17 protein-coding genes are annotated in these 13,748 nt (G+C 70.3%); 14 read left to right on the top strand and 3 right to left on the bottom strand.

Features of this window, described 5'->3' with window-relative positions; all coding sequences use genetic code 11:
• Positions 1 to 825 (top strand): MerR family transcriptional regulator, encoded by an 825-nt coding sequence (locus IE267_RS12040; protein WP_189763460.1) that lies wholly within the window; start codon positions 1 to 3, stop codon positions 823 to 825.
• Positions 826 to 972: 147 nt separating this feature from the next.
• Positions 973 to 1,848, top strand: a complete 876-nt coding sequence (locus IE267_RS12035) for an RNA polymerase sigma factor SigF (RefSeq protein ID WP_189763180.1) — start codon at positions 973 to 975, stop codon at positions 1,846 to 1,848.
• Positions 1,849 to 1,942: 94 nt separating this feature from the next.
• Here IE267_RS12035 and IE267_RS12030 read toward each other — a convergent pair whose 3' ends face one another.
• From IE267_RS12030 to IE267_RS12020, 3 genes are all read right to left on the bottom strand, one after another.
• Complete coding sequence (locus IE267_RS12030) at positions 1,943 to 2,392, bottom strand: ATP-binding protein (RefSeq protein WP_167161890.1); 450 nt, start codon at positions 2,390 to 2,392, stop codon at positions 1,943 to 1,945.
• A 134-nt stretch (positions 2,393 to 2,526) separates the two neighbouring features.
• Positions 2,527 to 2,874, bottom strand: coding sequence for an STAS domain-containing protein (locus tag IE267_RS12025; RefSeq protein WP_229861040.1), 348 nt, complete (start codon positions 2,872 to 2,874; stop codon positions 2,527 to 2,529).
• A gap of 229 nt (positions 2,875 to 3,103) precedes the next feature.
• Entirely contained in the window at positions 3,104 to 3,265 is a 162-nt protein-coding gene (locus IE267_RS12020) for a hydrophobic protein (RefSeq protein WP_100575597.1), read from the bottom strand.
• Positions 3,266 to 3,524: 259 nt separating this feature from the next.
• Between IE267_RS12020 and IE267_RS12015 the strand changes: the two genes are divergently transcribed.
• From IE267_RS12015 to IE267_RS11960, 12 genes are all read left to right on the top strand, one after another.
• Positions 3,525 to 3,698: a CsbD family protein gene (locus IE267_RS12015; protein ID WP_167151788.1), complete on the top strand. Its 174-nt coding sequence runs from the start codon at positions 3,525 to 3,527 to the stop codon at positions 3,696 to 3,698.
• A 196-nt stretch (positions 3,699 to 3,894) separates the two neighbouring features.
• Positions 3,895 to 4,089 (top strand): hypothetical protein, encoded by a 195-nt coding sequence (locus IE267_RS12010; RefSeq protein WP_167151786.1) that lies wholly within the window; start codon positions 3,895 to 3,897, stop codon positions 4,087 to 4,089.
• A 99-nt stretch (positions 4,090 to 4,188) separates the two neighbouring features.
• On the top strand, positions 4,189 to 4,869 hold the full coding sequence (locus IE267_RS12005; RefSeq protein ID WP_189763458.1) for a helix-turn-helix transcriptional regulator: 681 nt from the start codon (positions 4,189 to 4,191) through the stop codon (positions 4,867 to 4,869).
• Entirely contained in the window at positions 4,866 to 5,324 is a 459-nt protein-coding gene (locus IE267_RS40125; protein ID WP_268251542.1) for a hypothetical protein, read from the top strand. Before IE267_RS12005 ends, IE267_RS40125 begins: the two co-directional genes overlap by 4 nt.
• Before the next feature lie 101 nt (positions 5,325 to 5,425).
• Positions 5,426 to 6,514 (top strand): alanine racemase, encoded by a 1,089-nt coding sequence (locus IE267_RS11995; RefSeq protein ID WP_189763457.1) that lies wholly within the window; start codon positions 5,426 to 5,428, stop codon positions 6,512 to 6,514.
• Between the two features lie 571 nt (positions 6,515 to 7,085).
• Positions 7,086 to 8,576, top strand: coding sequence for a UDP-N-acetylmuramoyl-L-alanyl-D-glutamate--2,6-diaminopimelate ligase (locus IE267_RS11990; protein ID WP_189763179.1), 1,491 nt, complete (start codon positions 7,086 to 7,088; stop codon positions 8,574 to 8,576).
• Between the two features lie 197 nt (positions 8,577 to 8,773).
• Positions 8,774 to 10,162: a nitrosuccinate lyase gene (locus IE267_RS11985; RefSeq protein ID WP_189763178.1), complete on the top strand. Its 1,389-nt coding sequence runs from the start codon at positions 8,774 to 8,776 to the stop codon at positions 10,160 to 10,162.
• 223 nt (positions 10,163 to 10,385) lie between these two features.
• On the top strand, positions 10,386 to 10,859 hold the full coding sequence (locus IE267_RS11980; RefSeq protein ID WP_161246873.1) for an ATP-binding protein: 474 nt from the start codon (positions 10,386 to 10,388) through the stop codon (positions 10,857 to 10,859).
• 188 nt (positions 10,860 to 11,047) lie between these two features.
• Positions 11,048 to 11,899, top strand: a complete 852-nt coding sequence (locus IE267_RS11975; RefSeq protein WP_167151780.1) for an STAS domain-containing protein — start codon at positions 11,048 to 11,050, stop codon at positions 11,897 to 11,899.
• Entirely contained in the window at positions 11,896 to 12,267 is a 372-nt protein-coding gene (locus tag IE267_RS11970) for an STAS domain-containing protein (RefSeq protein WP_161246857.1), read from the top strand. Before IE267_RS11975 ends, IE267_RS11970 begins: the two co-directional genes overlap by 4 nt.
• On the top strand, positions 12,264 to 12,686 hold the full coding sequence (locus IE267_RS11965) for an anti-sigma regulatory factor (RefSeq protein WP_167151778.1): 423 nt from the start codon (positions 12,264 to 12,266) through the stop codon (positions 12,684 to 12,686). Before IE267_RS11970 ends, IE267_RS11965 begins: the two co-directional genes overlap by 4 nt.
• On the top strand, positions 12,683 to 13,738 hold the full coding sequence (locus IE267_RS11960; RefSeq protein ID WP_167151776.1) for an ATP-binding SpoIIE family protein phosphatase: 1,056 nt from the start codon (positions 12,683 to 12,685) through the stop codon (positions 13,736 to 13,738). The genes IE267_RS11965 and IE267_RS11960 overlap by 4 nt, the downstream gene beginning before the upstream one ends.
• Positions 13,739 to 13,748: the final 10 nt, after the last annotated feature.

Genomic DNA, 13,748 nt, shown 5'->3' with positions numbered 1-13,748 from the left:
ATGTTCACCATCGGAGACTTCGCCCGGCACGGCCGCGTATCGGTCCGGATGCTGCGTCACTACGACGCGACCGGCCTGTTGCGCCCCGCCCATGTCGACCCCGCCACCGGCTACCGCCACTACACGGCCCACCAACTGGCCCGTCTCAATCGCGTCATCGCGCTCAAGGAACTCGGCTTCACCCTCCAGCAGGTCCAGAAGATCCTGGACGAGCCGGTCAGCACCGAGGAACTGCGCGGCATGCTGCGTCTACGGCGGGCCGAACTGGAGGCCACGGTGGCCGCGGCCGCGAGGCGGCTGGTCCAGGTCGAGGCGAGGCTCCGGTCGATCGAGAGCGAGGGGCACATGCCCACGAACGACGTCGTCATCAAGAGCATCCCGGCGACGAGGGTGGCGGAACTGACCGCGACCGCCGCGAGCTTCGAGCCCGAGGCCATCGGTCCGGTGATCGGCCCGCTCTACGACGAGCTGTTCCGGCGCCTGGACACCGCCGGCATCGCGGCCGCGGGACCGGGTGTCGCCCACTACGAGGATGCCCCGGAGGGCGACGGCAGGGTCATCGTCCACGCCGCCGTCCAGGTCGCGGCCCCGCTGCGGGAGGAAGGTGCCTTCCGGGTGTTCGACCTGCCGCCCGTGGGCCGGGCGGCGACCATAGTGCACCGCGGCTCCATGGAGACGGTGCTGCCCGCGGCCCAGGCACTGGCCCGCTGGATCGACGGCAACGGGTACCGGGCGACCGGACTTCCCCGCGAGGTCAACCTGGAATGCCCGGACGACCGTGACGACTGGGTGACCGAACTGCAGGCACCCGTCACCGCTGCCTGAGCCCATGAGGTGCCGCGGCGAAGACGATCTTTTAGCTCGTTGGTGTGAACGGAGGCATGAATGCAAAATGTGGGGGTAATCGGGCCGCGTTGACGGCCGCGTAGGGTCGGCAACGGCATCTGGCTTCATAGGGCGGGAGGAATGGCCATGGCGCTCATCGGCGCAACGGCAACGGCGACAGCGGGATCCGCGACGGGCATGCGGGTCGGCGAGTCGGGCGCGCTGCCGCGTGTGGCCGACGCCTCCCGCCTGGCGCCGAAGGACGCCCGCGAGCTGTCGCGGCTCTTCTTCGACCGGCTCGCGGTACTGGAGGAGGGCACGCCCGAGTTCCAGTACGCGCGGAACACGCTGATCGAGATGAACATGTCCCTGGTCCGCTTCGCGGCCGGCCGGTTCCGCAGCCGTGGCGCGCAGGAGATGGAGGACATCGTCCAGGTCGGCATGATCGGCCTGATCAAGGCGATCGACCGCTTCGACCTGTCCCGCGAGGCCGAGTTCACCTCGATCGCCGTTCTCTACATCACCGGTGAGATCAAGCGGTTCTTCCGTGACACCACCTGGGCCGTGCACGTTCCGCGCCGCCTCCAGGAAGCCCGTGTCCAGCTCGCGCGCGCCACGGAAGAACTGCACAGCCGGCTCGGCCGCACCCCGACGGTCAAGGAACTGTCGGACCTGATGAGCCTCCCCGAGGACGAGGTGCGCGAGGCACGCATCGCCTCCAACGGCTACAACTCCGCCTCCCTGGACGCCACCATCGGCGGCAGCGAATTCGGCGAAGCCGCGCTGCAGGAGTTCATCGGTGCCGAGGACCGGGAGCTGGAGCTGGTGGAGGACTTCCACTCGCTGGCCCCGCTGCTCGCCGAACTCGACGAAAGGGACCGGCAGATCATCCACCTGCGGTTCGTCGAGGAGCTCACCCAGGGGCAGATCGGCGATCGTCTCGGCATCTCACAGATGCAGGTCTCCCGGCTTCTCGCGCGCACCCTCACCCGGCTGCGCGAGGGTTTGCTCACCCAGCACTGACTCCCGGCACGGTGCAGGACACCGTACCGTCGGCCGACCGGCCCATGGCCGTGCGAGCGGCGTGCCGTGACCCCGAACGGGCAAGCGGCACAAGCTAGTTGGCGGCCTCGCCGAGGTGGAGGTCGGCGACGATCTGCTTGCCGTCGTCCAGCGGGACGGTGTGAAGCCGGTCGCACAGGCGGGTGACCAGAATGAGGCCGTGCCCGCCGATGCGCAGGGGATTGGGCGATTGGGGTGCGGGCGGGGCGGGACAGCTGTCCCGCACCGTGACGCGCAGCAGGGAGGCGTCCGGCAGGACTTCCAGCGTCAGATGTCCGGGGCCCGGCGCGTGGCGCAGCGCGTTGGTCACCAGCTCGCTCACGACCAGCTGGGCGTCCTGGGCGGGTCGTCCATCGGGCTCGTGTCCGGCCCGGGCGAGCAGTGTGCGTACGGCGGCCCGGGCGTCGGCGATGGACAGCTCTGTCGTGTCCCAGGCGGCGCTGTGACGCAGAGACGCCGTGGAGTCCTCCGTGCCCGATGCGCGATTCCTCAGCGGGGTGACCATAGAGCTCCTCTTCCGGGTCGGTCCTCGGTGTTCCCTTGCGGGTACGGGACGGTCGCTACTGGCTGTCGTCACTGGCTGTCGTCCCTCGCGCAGAGTCGCTTACCCGCTGTCGTCCCATCCATGAGACCCAGGTGCTAGCTGATCGGAGCGGGGCCGGTGTCGGCGATGGTGAAGTAGTCGCGCATGCCGGTGACGTCGAGCAGCCGGGTGACGGCCGGCTGCAGCGGGCCGACCAGGATGAGGTCCCGGCCGTCGGCCTCGTGCCGGCGCCGGGCATTGAGCAGCGCCCCCAGGAGCATGCTGTCACCGAAGGTGACCTGGGTCAGATCCACCGCCGTGGTGGGCAGCGCAGCGCGGTCGGCCGCGTCCCAGGCCGCCTGGAAGGCCTCCGAGTCGTCGTAGTCCATCTCGCCGCGCACGGTGATCACGCAGACCTGCCCATGCTGCGCGATCTGCACTTTCTCCTCGAAGGCCGCATGCATGGTGCCATCCTCACATCAGGGCCGGGCATCGGACCGAGCCCCTCGCGCCGCCAGTTTCTGCCTCGGAGTGCCCGGGAATGGACGGCATATTCCTCCTCGCGCCAAGGTGACGGCGAGTAGTCGCGCATGATCGCTCCGCCTCGGACGGGCCGGGGGATGGACATGGGTATGGGCTCCCCGCCGATCGACCGGCGGAGAGCCCATATGTCACGTGTTCGGCGCCGTGCGCCTACCAGCGGTACCAGCGGCCGCTTCCTCCCTTGGGGCGGGCGACGAAGCCGACCAGCCAGACGACGAGCACGATGATCGCGATCCACCAGAGAGCCTTCAGTGCGAAACCCGCACCGAAGAGGATCAGAGCCAGCAGAAGAACGAGAAGCAGGGGAACCATAGTTATCAACCTCCGAGCCACCGAATGCCCCCGCGCGACAAGCCCACACAACTCCAACACGTCTGTTTACGAAATTCTTGGCCGGGAATCGGCTTTCCCCTCGTCATGGGGCGCGATGGGCCGTCATGGGGGGCCGGATCGCCCGGCGGCCGCCCGCGTCGGAAAAAGCTTTGCGCTCCCGCTGTTTGGGCCGCTGGATCGGGGACATCCGGATTGTCGAGCGGATTCCCCCCACAGTGATTCAAGGGAGTTGAGTGTTGTGGCAGGCGACGAGAAGGCGAAGTCCAAGGTCGAGCAGGCCAAGGGCAAGGTCAAGGAGAAGGCCGGAAGTGCGGTCGGCAACGAACGCCTGGAGGCCGAAGGCCGTGGCGAGCAGGTAAAGGGTGACGCCCGCGGCGCCAAGGAAAAGGTCAAGGACGTCCTGAAGGACTGAGGACCGACGGACACCGCTCCGAAAAACATGCTTGTGGCCGGGCCCGCGTCGATCGACGCGGGCCCGGCCACAAGCATGTCCGGAGAATTCCGCGGATTGCCCGCGCCATTGCCAAGCTGTGACGAGACGGCAACAGGGCGGCTGGACAACGATAGTTGGCTGTGTACCGGATGAGGACCTCGGAGAGGTGGAGAACATGATCGGTCTGGTACTGCTCGTCGTCCTGGCGCTCGTCATCTGCGGGTGTGTATGCGTGGTGTGGGCGGAGCGCGGCGGGCCCCGGTGGGTCCGCGGGGTGTCGGCGGTGACGCTCTTCGCCGGCCAACTGGTGCGTCACTCGCACAAGCACCGACGCCGGGGCTGGAAGGGAACCTCCGGCGAGGGCGACTAGGTCCCGCGCGGGTCCACGGGCCGCACTCGCTGGATTTGTAGTCTAGAGTTGTTGTATAAATCTAGACGACAGGTTCGAGCCGGAGGTCTTGTGGCACGCATGGTGGACGGCGATGCGGAGCCGGGCGAGCGCGTGAGCGTCGTCGCGGCAGCAGCCGTGGACGCCGACGAGCACCTCATCCGCGAGGCGGAGGGCATCGCCGTCGCGCTCGGCCGCATGTTCCCGGGACTGTGCGAGGTGGTGCTGCACGACCTGCGCGATCCGCGGCACGCGATCCGGGTGATCGAGAACAACCTCTCGGGCCGCGAGGTCGGCGACTCCGCGACGGAACTGGGTCTGGCCCGCATCGAGGACCCCGAATACCCCAGCGTGATCCAGAACTACCCCAACCGGTTCCCCGACGGCCGTCCGGCCAAGAGCACGTCCATCGGGATCAAGAACGCCGCCGGGCAGTACATCGCGGCCCTCTGCCTCAACCTCGACGTCTCGGTGCTGTCACCGGTGACGCTCGCGCTGTCGAACCTCGTGGCCACGGACGCCGAGTTCCGCGAGCAGTCCTTGGAGAGCCTCCGGGACCGCAACGCGCGTGCGCTGCGCCGGGCGGTGGAGGAGCGGGCCGCGGACCGTGGCGCGACACCCCGCTCGCTGGGGCGGGAGGACAAGAAGGCGCTGGTGCGGCAGCTGCACCAGGACGGCTACTTCGACTCGCGGGACGCCGCGCAGGCCATCGCGGATCTGCTGGGCGTATCCAGGGCGACCGTCTACAACTACGCCAAGTGAAGGCGCCTCGTGACCGCCGCGGAACCGACGACCGCGGAACCGACCGGGGCGGGGTCGACCGCTGCGGAGCCGACCGTCGCAGAACCGACCGGGGCGGAGCCGACCGCCGCTCCCGTACCCGCTCCCACGTCCGGCGCCGTGCGGCCGCGTGGGTCAGGCCCGGCACACACGTCTCCGGCATGGGAGCCGATGCCCCCGGCAAACGGGAGCTCCCGCCCGAACTCTTCGCCCGCGCCCGCGCCTTCTGCGACCTCCCCGAACAGACCCGCCGCATGGGCGAGAGCCGGCACGCCCCGGCCGGTACGGTCCTCGCGCCGCTCGGCGAGGTCCTCACCCACCGGGCCCCGGGACGCGCCGACGACAGCGACAGCACGGTCTTCGACAGCTCCGGAATCGGCTTCCAGGACCTGTATCCGGGCCTCGCCCTCCTGAAGAAGATGGACATCTCCCTGTGAACCTCCCTCCACACACGGCCCGTTCCGGCGCCGCCCGCTCCACAGCCGCCGGGACCCTCGCCGATCCCGACACCCCGTTCGCCGTCGTCGACGCGCACAGGATGCGCCGCAACATCGACCGACTGGCAACACGGGCCGACGGCTTGGCAGTTGCCCTGCGGCCCCATGTGAAGACGGCCAAGTCCCTTGGTGTGGCTGCCTTCCTGCACCACGGCACCCCCGGCCCCATCACCGTCTCCACGCTCGCCGAAGCCGAGGCATTCGCCGACGGCGGCTACACCGACATCACGTATGCCGTCGGCATCGACCCCCATAAACTCCCGCGCGTTCTCGCGCTGTTGGGCCGGGGCGTCACCCTGCGCGTCCTGCTGGACAGTGCCGAGCAGGCGGAGTCCGTGGCCCGAGCCTCCCGCCGGGCCGGCCTCCCCGTTCCCGCCCAGATCGAAATCGACTGCGACGGCCACCGCGGTGGCCGCACGGCCGACGCGCCCGAGCTCGTCGAGATCGGGCGCATCCTGCACGACGCGGGCTGTCTGGACGGGGTGTTGACCCACGCGGGGGAGTCGTACTTCGCCTACACCGCGGAGGAGCAACGTTCGGCGGCGAAGAACGAACGCGACACCGCTGTCGCCGCGGCGGAGCGGCTGCGGGCGGCCGGCCTGCCCGTGGCCACCGTCAGCGTGGGCTCCACTCCCACCGCGCACGCGGCCGAGGACCTCACCGGCGTCACCGAACTGCGCGCCGGCAACTACGTCTTCTTCGACCTGGTGATGGCGGGCCTCGGCGTCTGCGAACCCGACGACCTCGCCCTGTCGGTCGTCGTCACGGTCATCGGACACCGGCCCGAATACGGATGGCTGGTCACCGACGGCGGCTGGATGGCCATGTCACGAGACCGCGGCACCTCCGTCCAGGCGCAGGACCAGGGCTACGGCCTGGTCGCCGACCTGGACGGCAACCTCGTTCCGGGCCTGGTCATGACGGCCGCCAGCCAGGAACACGGCACCCTCACGGCCCGCGACGGCGCCGACCTGCCCGACCTTCCCGTCGGCACCCGCCTGCGCATTCTGCCCAATCACGCCTGTGCCACCGCCGCCCAGCACCGCGGCTACCACGTCATCGACGGCACCCGCGGCACGGACACCGCGCCGGAGATCGAAGGCTTCTGGACGCGCGTGAGCGGCTGGTGAACCACGACCGCCCGTGCGTCCCCGGCAGAGGACGCACGGGCACGTCCTCGTTCCCGGTCCGTTCCCCGTCCGGCGTCACGTGCCGGTGAGACCCGTGCCGAGGTGCGCCACACGTCGCCCGCGGGCACCGCATGGGCCCGTAGGCATCCATCCGGCCACGGGGGTGGGAGCCGCGCGGCCCGGTGGGACGTACACTCCACTCATGGGTTGCACATACGCGGTGAGGAAGCGCCTGAGCGGCGCCCCGCGTGCCATGTGCCCCATTGCGCCTCGCATTCGCTGTCGCGCGCTGCACGGCTTTGGCTAGCTTGAGCAGGCCGTCTCCCCAGGGACCGGAGTGCGGTCCTCCTTTCCGCACGTAGAGAACCGTCGGCCCTTCCGCGCCCTCGCTCCCGTGCGCGCTCTCCTTTTTCCGGTTGTTCGCGTGCTTTCCCGGTCGCTCACACCACCGAGCCGTCCGTCGCGTACCTCCCGCACGCCTCCGCACCGTTTCCGCGGCTCCTCGGCGCGTGCCTCGCCGTTGTCGGCGATGGCCCGGCGCCCGACCGGCCGCACCATCGAGAGGGCCTCCATGAAGTTGACCGAATTGCTGGCCGGACACGACCACGAGGTCCTCCTGGGAGATCCGGGGACGCACATCACCGCGGGCACGTGCTTCGACGCCCACCGCGTCTCGCCAGGTGCCCTGTTCATCGCGGTGCCGGGACACCGCGAGGGCGGCCCCGAAGCCGTCGGCCCGGCCCTCGCGCGCGGCGCGGTCGCCGTGCTCGTCGACAGCGCGACCCCCGACCTTCCGGCCTCGGTGTGGGCGACCGAAGCCGCGGTGTGTGTCGTACGGGTGCCCGACGCCCGGACCGCGGCCGCGTTCGTCACCTCCCGCTACTACGGCGAGCCGGGTCGGGACATGGACATGGTCGCCGTCACGGGCACCAACGGGAAGACCTCGGTCTCGTACATGGTCGAATCCGTGCTGCGCCTCGCCGAGGGCGCTCGGGTGGGGGTGATCGGGACGGCCGGCAACCGGATCGGCGACGCGCTGATCCCCATGCCGCGTTCGGTCCTGACCACTCCGGAATCACCCGACTTCCAGTACCTGCTGGGTCAGATGCGCGACCGAGAGGTGAGCACCGTGGTCCTGGAGGCCACGTCGATGGGCCTGCTGCACCACCGGGTGGACCACGCCTTCATCGACGTCGGCATCTTCACGAACCTCACCCAGGACCACCTGGACGACCACGGCACGATGGAGAACTACCGGGACGCGAAGCTGCGTCTGTTCCAGGGGCTGTGCCGCCGGGCGGTGGTGAACGCCGACGACCCGGTGGGCGCCGGGATCGGGGCGATGATGCCCGGTGAGGTCACCACGTACGCCCTCGACGCGGAGGCGGACTTCCGGGCCACCGAGCTGAGCATGGACGCCTTCGGCACGCGCTTCACGCTGCACCACGGCGGACGGAAGTACCCGGCGGCGATCCCCGTGCCGGGACGCTTCTCGGTGGCCAACGCCCTTGCCACCGTGGCCGCTTGTCACCTCCTGGGACACGACCTGGCGGGTCTTGTCGCCGCGCTCGAACGGATGCCCCCGGTGCCGGGGCGCTTCGAGCGCTTCCAGACTCCGCGCGGCACGTCCGTGATCGTGGACTACGCGCACTCGCCCGACTCCCTGGACAAGGTCCTCACCGCCATCCGGGAGTTCGCCACTCACGAGGTCATCACCGTCTTCGGCTGCGGCGGGGACCGCGACACCACCAAGCGCGCACAGATGGGCGAGATCGCCGGCGCCCACTCCGACCGGGTCGTCCTCACCTCCGACAATCCCAGGAACGAGGACCCCGAGGCGATCCTGGACCAGATCACGCCAGGGCTGGTGGCCAGCGGCACCCCCTTCGAGCGGTGCGCCGACCGAGGCAGTGCCATCGCCTTCGCCCTGTCCGTCGCCGGGCCGGACGACATCGTCCTGATCGCGGGCAAGGGGAGTGAGCCGTACCAGATCGTCGGCGAGGAGCTGCTGCCGTTCAGTGACATGGCGACGGTACGCGAACTGGCCTCCACTCAGGCGTAGTTGGGTGCTCGCAGCGTGGGCGACGCATCGCCGGGTCCGGCCACTCGGTGACCGCGGTCGGGGCGCGGACCGGGGTGGGTCCGACGAGGTCGGCCGACGCCCGGCTGCATGGCCCGGTCCACCCGTGCCACCATCCTCGGACACCCGGCCCGGGCCCCCGAGCGGTCGGCGACGACCCGTCTTGCAGAGGTGATCGCATGACCACGCACATCGACTCCGGACTGCTCTCCCCGGTCCGGGCCGGAACGCCCGTCGAGGCAGCCGTGCAGGACGGCGCCTGGCTCCAGGCCATGCTCGACGCGGAGGCGGCCCTGGCCCGGGCGCAGGCCCGCGTCGGCACGCTTCCCGGGCCGGCCGCCGAAGCGATCACCCGCGCCGCCAGGGCCGAGCGCTTCGACGTCCGGGAGATCGCCCTGGCGGCCAGGGAGACGGCCAACCCGGTGGTCGGTCTGGTGGCGGTCCTCACGCGAGCGGTGGCGGCCGACGAGCCCGCGGCGGCCGAATACGTACACCGCGGCTCCACCAGCCAGGACATCTTCGACACCGGCGCGATGCTGGTCGCCCGGCGGGCACTGCGCATCATCCGGGCCGACCTCGTTCGCACCGCCGCCGCGCTCGCAGAGCTGGCGGTGCGGCACCGGGACACCGTGATGGCCGGACGCACCCTCGGCCTTCAGGCCGTACCCACCACCTTCGGCCTGAAGGCGGCGGGCTGGCACCGGCTGGTCCTCGACGCCGAACGCAGGATCGGCCACCTCGTCGACGGCGGCCTGCCGGTGTCGCTGGGCGGTGCGGCCGGCACCCTGGCCGGGTACCTGGAGTACGCACGGCTCGACGGCGCGGAAACCACCGACCCCGGAGAGCACCTGGACCGGCTGGTCGCGGCCTTCGCGGCGGAGACGGGTCTGGCCCGACCCGTACTGCCCTGGCACACCCTGCGTACGCCGATGGCCGACCTCGCGGCGGCTCTGACGTTCACCTCGGGGGCGCTCGGCAAGATCGCGGTCGATGTGCAGTCCCTCACCCGGACCGAGGTCGCCGAGGTGGCCGAGCCCTTCGTGGCCGGACGCGGCGGCTCCTCCGCCATGCCGCACAAGCGCAACCCCGTACTGGCCACCCTGATCCGTTCGGCGGCGCTCCAAGTGCCCGCGCTGGCTTCGGCGTTGAGTCAGTGCATGCTGTCGGAGGACGAGCGCTCCAGTGGTGCCTGGCACGCGGAGTGGCAGCTGCTGCGCGAGTGCCTCCGGCTCGCCGGCGGTGCCGCGCACACGGCGGTCGAGCTCACCGAAGGGCTTGAGGTGCGGCCGGAACAGATGCTCGCCAACCTCGAACTGACGGGAAGTCAGATCGTTTCGGAGCGCATCGTGGCGACACTCGCACCGAAGCTCGGCAAGGTGGTTGCCAAGCGGCTCCTCGGCGATGCCTCGGCGCTCGCCCGGCAGACCGGTCGGCCCTTGGCCGATGTGCTCGCCGCGACCCCCGAGCTGGCCGACCTGATCGCGGAGGAGGAGCTCGGCGCCCTCTGCGACCCGACGACGTACACCGGCACGGCGGGCGCCCTCGTCGACCGGGCGGTCGAAGCCTGACCGGAACGTCCCGGACGGGAACGCGTGACCGCTCGCCCGTGCCTCCCGTATCTGCCACGCCCCCTGCATGCGGGGCGGGGCATGGCTCGGGCGGATCCACGTGGCGCGGGAGCGCGGGAAGTGGGTCCAACAGAATGTGTGGCCGAGAGTGTGTGGGGGACACATATCGGGGTAGCAGGCCAAACCTGGGTATGTGTGGAACGGGGATGGCGGTGTGGATCAGATGGTGTGCAATGACGCGGTCCGGCGCGTGACGGCGGACCGGCCGATATGGTCGGCGGCTACATTCGGTGGCGACGAGCCCATCGCGGAGGCCCGTGATGTGGCGCGTCGTTTTCTGGCCGAGGTACAGGCGGTCCATGGGATCCCGGTGTCGTCCCGTGTCATGGGAACCGTCCAGCTGGTGGTGAGCGAGCTGGTGACGAACGCCTACAAGTACGCCCCGGGACCCTGTCTGCTCGACCTCCAGGTGACCGACGGGACCGTCGAGGTCAGCGTCTGGGACAGCGAGTCCACCCTCCCCATGGCCCGCCCGGCGGACCCGGGCCGGGTCGGCCAGCACGGCCTGGAGATCGTGATGGGCGTATGCCGGAGTTTCGAGGTCAGCCGAGAGCCGGTGGGCAAGCGCGTCACGACCAGGATCGCGCTGTCCGACGACCCGGGAGGCCACCCGGCCGGCGCCGGGCGCCTCATCTGAACCCCGGAATCCCCAACCCCCGCGGTCGGAGATCGGGTGGATGATTGTCTGTCTCGCCGGGCGGCAAACGGAATTTTGAACTCCTGCGAGGGAGCGGCAAGGAGGACCGGGACTCCACGCCTGATGTGTGCCGTACGCTGCATGGGTCAGCTCTGACGCGAATATATGAATACCGAAGGAGCGCCTGAATGGTGAAGCGAGACAGCGCTGTGGACCTGGTGGGAATCCTGTCGGTAGAGGACAAGGACCTGGCCTCGTCGTGGATTCGCGAGGTGTCGGGGACGCTGGGCAGTCGCGTGGGCAAGGCCGAGCTCGACCGTGAGCTGCGGGAGTTGTACGAGGCACTCGTCGAGGCATTGCGCCAGGGCGCGACCGACGTTCACGCCGAGCAGATGTCGGAGGTCCGCGCACTGCTGACGGAACTCTCGCGCAACAGGGCGCGTCAGGGTTTCTCGCCGAGCGAGACCGCCATCAGCGTCTTCGCGCTCAAGCGCGTGCTCGAACCGCTCCTTGAGGACGGCAGTGCCGAAGTGGTGCGTGCCTATCTGCAGCTCGGGCGCATTCTCGACGGTCTCGGCCTGTTCACCATCGAGACCTACACACAGACGCGTGATGAGCTCATCTCCGCGCAGGCGGAGCAGCTCCTGGAGCTGTCGACCCCGGTGGTCCGGCTCTGGGACGGGGTCATCGCCGTGCCGCTGGTCGGCACGTTGGACTCGGCGCGCACCCAGGTGGTCATGGAGAAGCTCCTCCAGGCACTGGTGGACACCGGCTCCGAGCAGGCCATCATCGACATCACCGGCGTGCCCGCCGTGGACACCCAGGTCGCCCAGCACCTGCTCAAGACGATCGTCGCCGCCCGTCTGATGGGCGCCGAGTGCACGGTGTCCGGCATCAGCCCGCAGATCGCGCAGACCATCGTCGCCCTGGGGATCGAGTTCGACGGCATCGTGACGAAGGCGAGCCTGGCGGACGCCCTGAAGCTGGCCCTGCGCCGGTCCGGTGTCGACCTGGTCGCCCACCAGGGCGGCCAACGATGAGTGAGCGCATCCCGATCCTCCGGATCGGAGACACGCTGATCGTGTCCGTGCAGTTCGACCTGGAGGACCAGACGGTTCTGAACCTCCAGGAGGATCTGGCCGACCAGATCGTCGCGCGGTCGGCCACGGGCGTGATCATCGACATCGGCGCGCTGGAGATCGTCGACTCGTTCGTGGGCCGGATGCTCGCCACGGTTGCCTCCATCTCGCGGGTGCTCGACGCCCGGACCGTGGTCGTGGGCATGCGCCCGGCCGTGGCCATCACCCTCGTCGAACTGGGTCTCTCCCTCGGTGGAGTCAGCACGGCCCTGGACCTGGAGAAGGGCTTGGCGAAGCTGAACCGGGCCGCCAGTTCGGGCTTGCAGTGACGGCGCCCTGGACGGCGGGGGAGGAGCCGCGGGTCTATCCGATCGCGCGCAGTGGCGATCTCGTACACATCCGCCAAGCCATCCGGACGCTGTCCCAGGAGTGCCGGCTGTCTCTCGTCGATCAGACGAAGATGATCACCGCGGCGAGCGAGCTCGCGCGCAACACCCTCATCTACGGCGGTGGGGGCACGGTCAGGGCCGGCACCGTCAGCAGGGGTGGCAAGCGTGGCGTCGCCGCCATATTCGAGGACTCCGGTCCCGGTATCCCGGATGTCGAGCAGGCCATGACGGACGGCTGGACATCCGGCGGTGGACTCGGGCTCGGACTGAGCGGTGCCCGTCGGCTGGTCGACGACTTCGATCTGAACACCGTGCCCGGTGAGGGCACGGTCGTGACCATCATCAAGTGGGTCCGATGACTACGACTACGGTCCTGGCGTGCGAGGACGTGGCCTGGTTCCGTGACGGCGAGTCCTTCGCGGCCGCCGCTCGGGGCGCGGCCGCCGCACTCGCCCGCCGCATCGGACTGAGCAGCCACCGCGCGGCGGAAGTCGCACTCGCCGTCACCGAGGCGGCCACCAACGTGCACCGTCACGCCGTGGACGGCGCGCTGCTGCTGCGGGTGGTGCGCCAGGACGGCGAGGCCGGCGTCGAGTTCCTCACCGTCGACTCCGGGCCCGGCATGACGGACGTGCCGGCCGCCCTCGCCGACGGGGCGTCCAGCGCGGGCACCCTGGGCATCGGTCTGGGCGCGGTCTCCCGGCTCGCCGACCACTTCGACCTGCACTCCGTTCCGGGCCGCGGCACGGTCATGGCGGCCCAGTTCTGGCCGCGCTCGCTGGACGGCAGGGCGGTCGTCGCCTCGCCCGGGTCCTCCCTCGCCGCGGGGGTCACCAGGCCCATCAGCGGGGAGAGCGTCTGCGGGGACGCCTGGGCGGTGCGCGGCGTCGACACCGGTGCCGGGGACCGGCCCGTCGTCCTGGTCATGCTCTGCGACGGCCTGGGCCACGGGCCCCTTGCCGCACGTGCCAGCGCGGCCGCGGTCAAGGCGTTCGAGACCACGTCCGAAACCAGCCCGGAAGGCGTCCTCGGCGCCGTGCACCGGGCTCTCCAGGGCACCCGCGGCGGCGCCGTCGCCGTGGCCCGGATCGAGCCCGACGCGGGCCGGCTGCTGTACTGCGGCATCGGCAACGTCAGCGGCTTCCTCGTGGGGGAGGACGGGCGCCGGGCCCTGATTTCGGCCCCCGGAATAGTCGGCGCGCACATGCGCCGCCTGCGCACCTTCGAGGAGCCGCTGCCCGGACACGGCGCCCTGGTCATGCACTCCGACGGCCTGACCGAGCGCTGGAACCCCGCGGCGATGCCCGGTCTCCTGCACCACTCCCCGCTCGTCATGGCGGGGCAACTGCTGCGCGAAGCGGCGGTACGGCGGGACGATGCCAGCGTGGTAGTCGTCAAGGAGGCCTGGTGACCGGCGAAAA

Source organism: Streptomyces xanthochromogenes (genome assembly GCF_014650455.1).
Lineage (GTDB): Bacteria > Actinomycetota > Actinomycetes > Streptomycetales > Streptomycetaceae > Streptomyces > Streptomyces xanthochromogenes.
This window is presented reverse-complemented; position numbering and strand designations above follow the sequence as displayed.

Bases quoted from the DNA above. Each gene is read 5' to 3' on its own strand.
- IE267_RS11990 (WP_189763179.1), top strand. From the start codon at position 7,086: ATGAAGTTGACCGAATTGCTGGCCGGACACGACCACGAGGTCCTCCTG.
- IE267_RS12040 (WP_189763460.1), top strand. From the start codon at position 1: ATGTTCACCATCGGAGACTTCGCCCGGCACGGCCGCGTATCGGTCCGG.
- IE267_RS12030 (WP_167161890.1), bottom strand. From the start codon at position 2,392: ATGGTCACCCCGCTGAGGAATCGCGCATCGGGCACGGAGGACTCCACG.
- IE267_RS11960 (WP_167151776.1), top strand. From the start codon at position 12,683: ATGACTACGACTACGGTCCTGGCGTGCGAGGACGTGGCCTGGTTCCGT.
- IE267_RS11995 (WP_189763457.1), top strand. From the start codon at position 5,426: ATGCGCCGCAACATCGACCGACTGGCAACACGGGCCGACGGCTTGGCA.
- IE267_RS11975 (WP_167151780.1), top strand. From the start codon at position 11,048: ATGGTGAAGCGAGACAGCGCTGTGGACCTGGTGGGAATCCTGTCGGTA.
- IE267_RS11980 (WP_161246873.1), top strand. From the start codon at position 10,386: ATGGTGTGCAATGACGCGGTCCGGCGCGTGACGGCGGACCGGCCGATA.
- IE267_RS12005 (WP_189763458.1), top strand. From the start codon at position 4,189: ATGGTGGACGGCGATGCGGAGCCGGGCGAGCGCGTGAGCGTCGTCGCG.
- IE267_RS12025 (WP_229861040.1), bottom strand. From the start codon at position 2,874: ATGCATGCGGCCTTCGAGGAGAAAGTGCAGATCGCGCAGCATGGGCAG.
- IE267_RS12010 (WP_167151786.1), top strand. From the start codon at position 3,895: ATGATCGGTCTGGTACTGCTCGTCGTCCTGGCGCTCGTCATCTGCGGG.
- IE267_RS12020 (WP_100575597.1), bottom strand. From the start codon at position 3,265: ATGGTTCCCCTGCTTCTCGTTCTTCTGCTGGCTCTGATCCTCTTCGGT.
- IE267_RS12035 (WP_189763180.1), top strand. From the start codon at position 973: ATGGCGCTCATCGGCGCAACGGCAACGGCGACAGCGGGATCCGCGACG.
- IE267_RS11970 (WP_161246857.1), top strand. From the start codon at position 11,896: ATGAGTGAGCGCATCCCGATCCTCCGGATCGGAGACACGCTGATCGTG.
- IE267_RS11985 (WP_189763178.1), top strand. From the start codon at position 8,774: ATGACCACGCACATCGACTCCGGACTGCTCTCCCCGGTCCGGGCCGGA.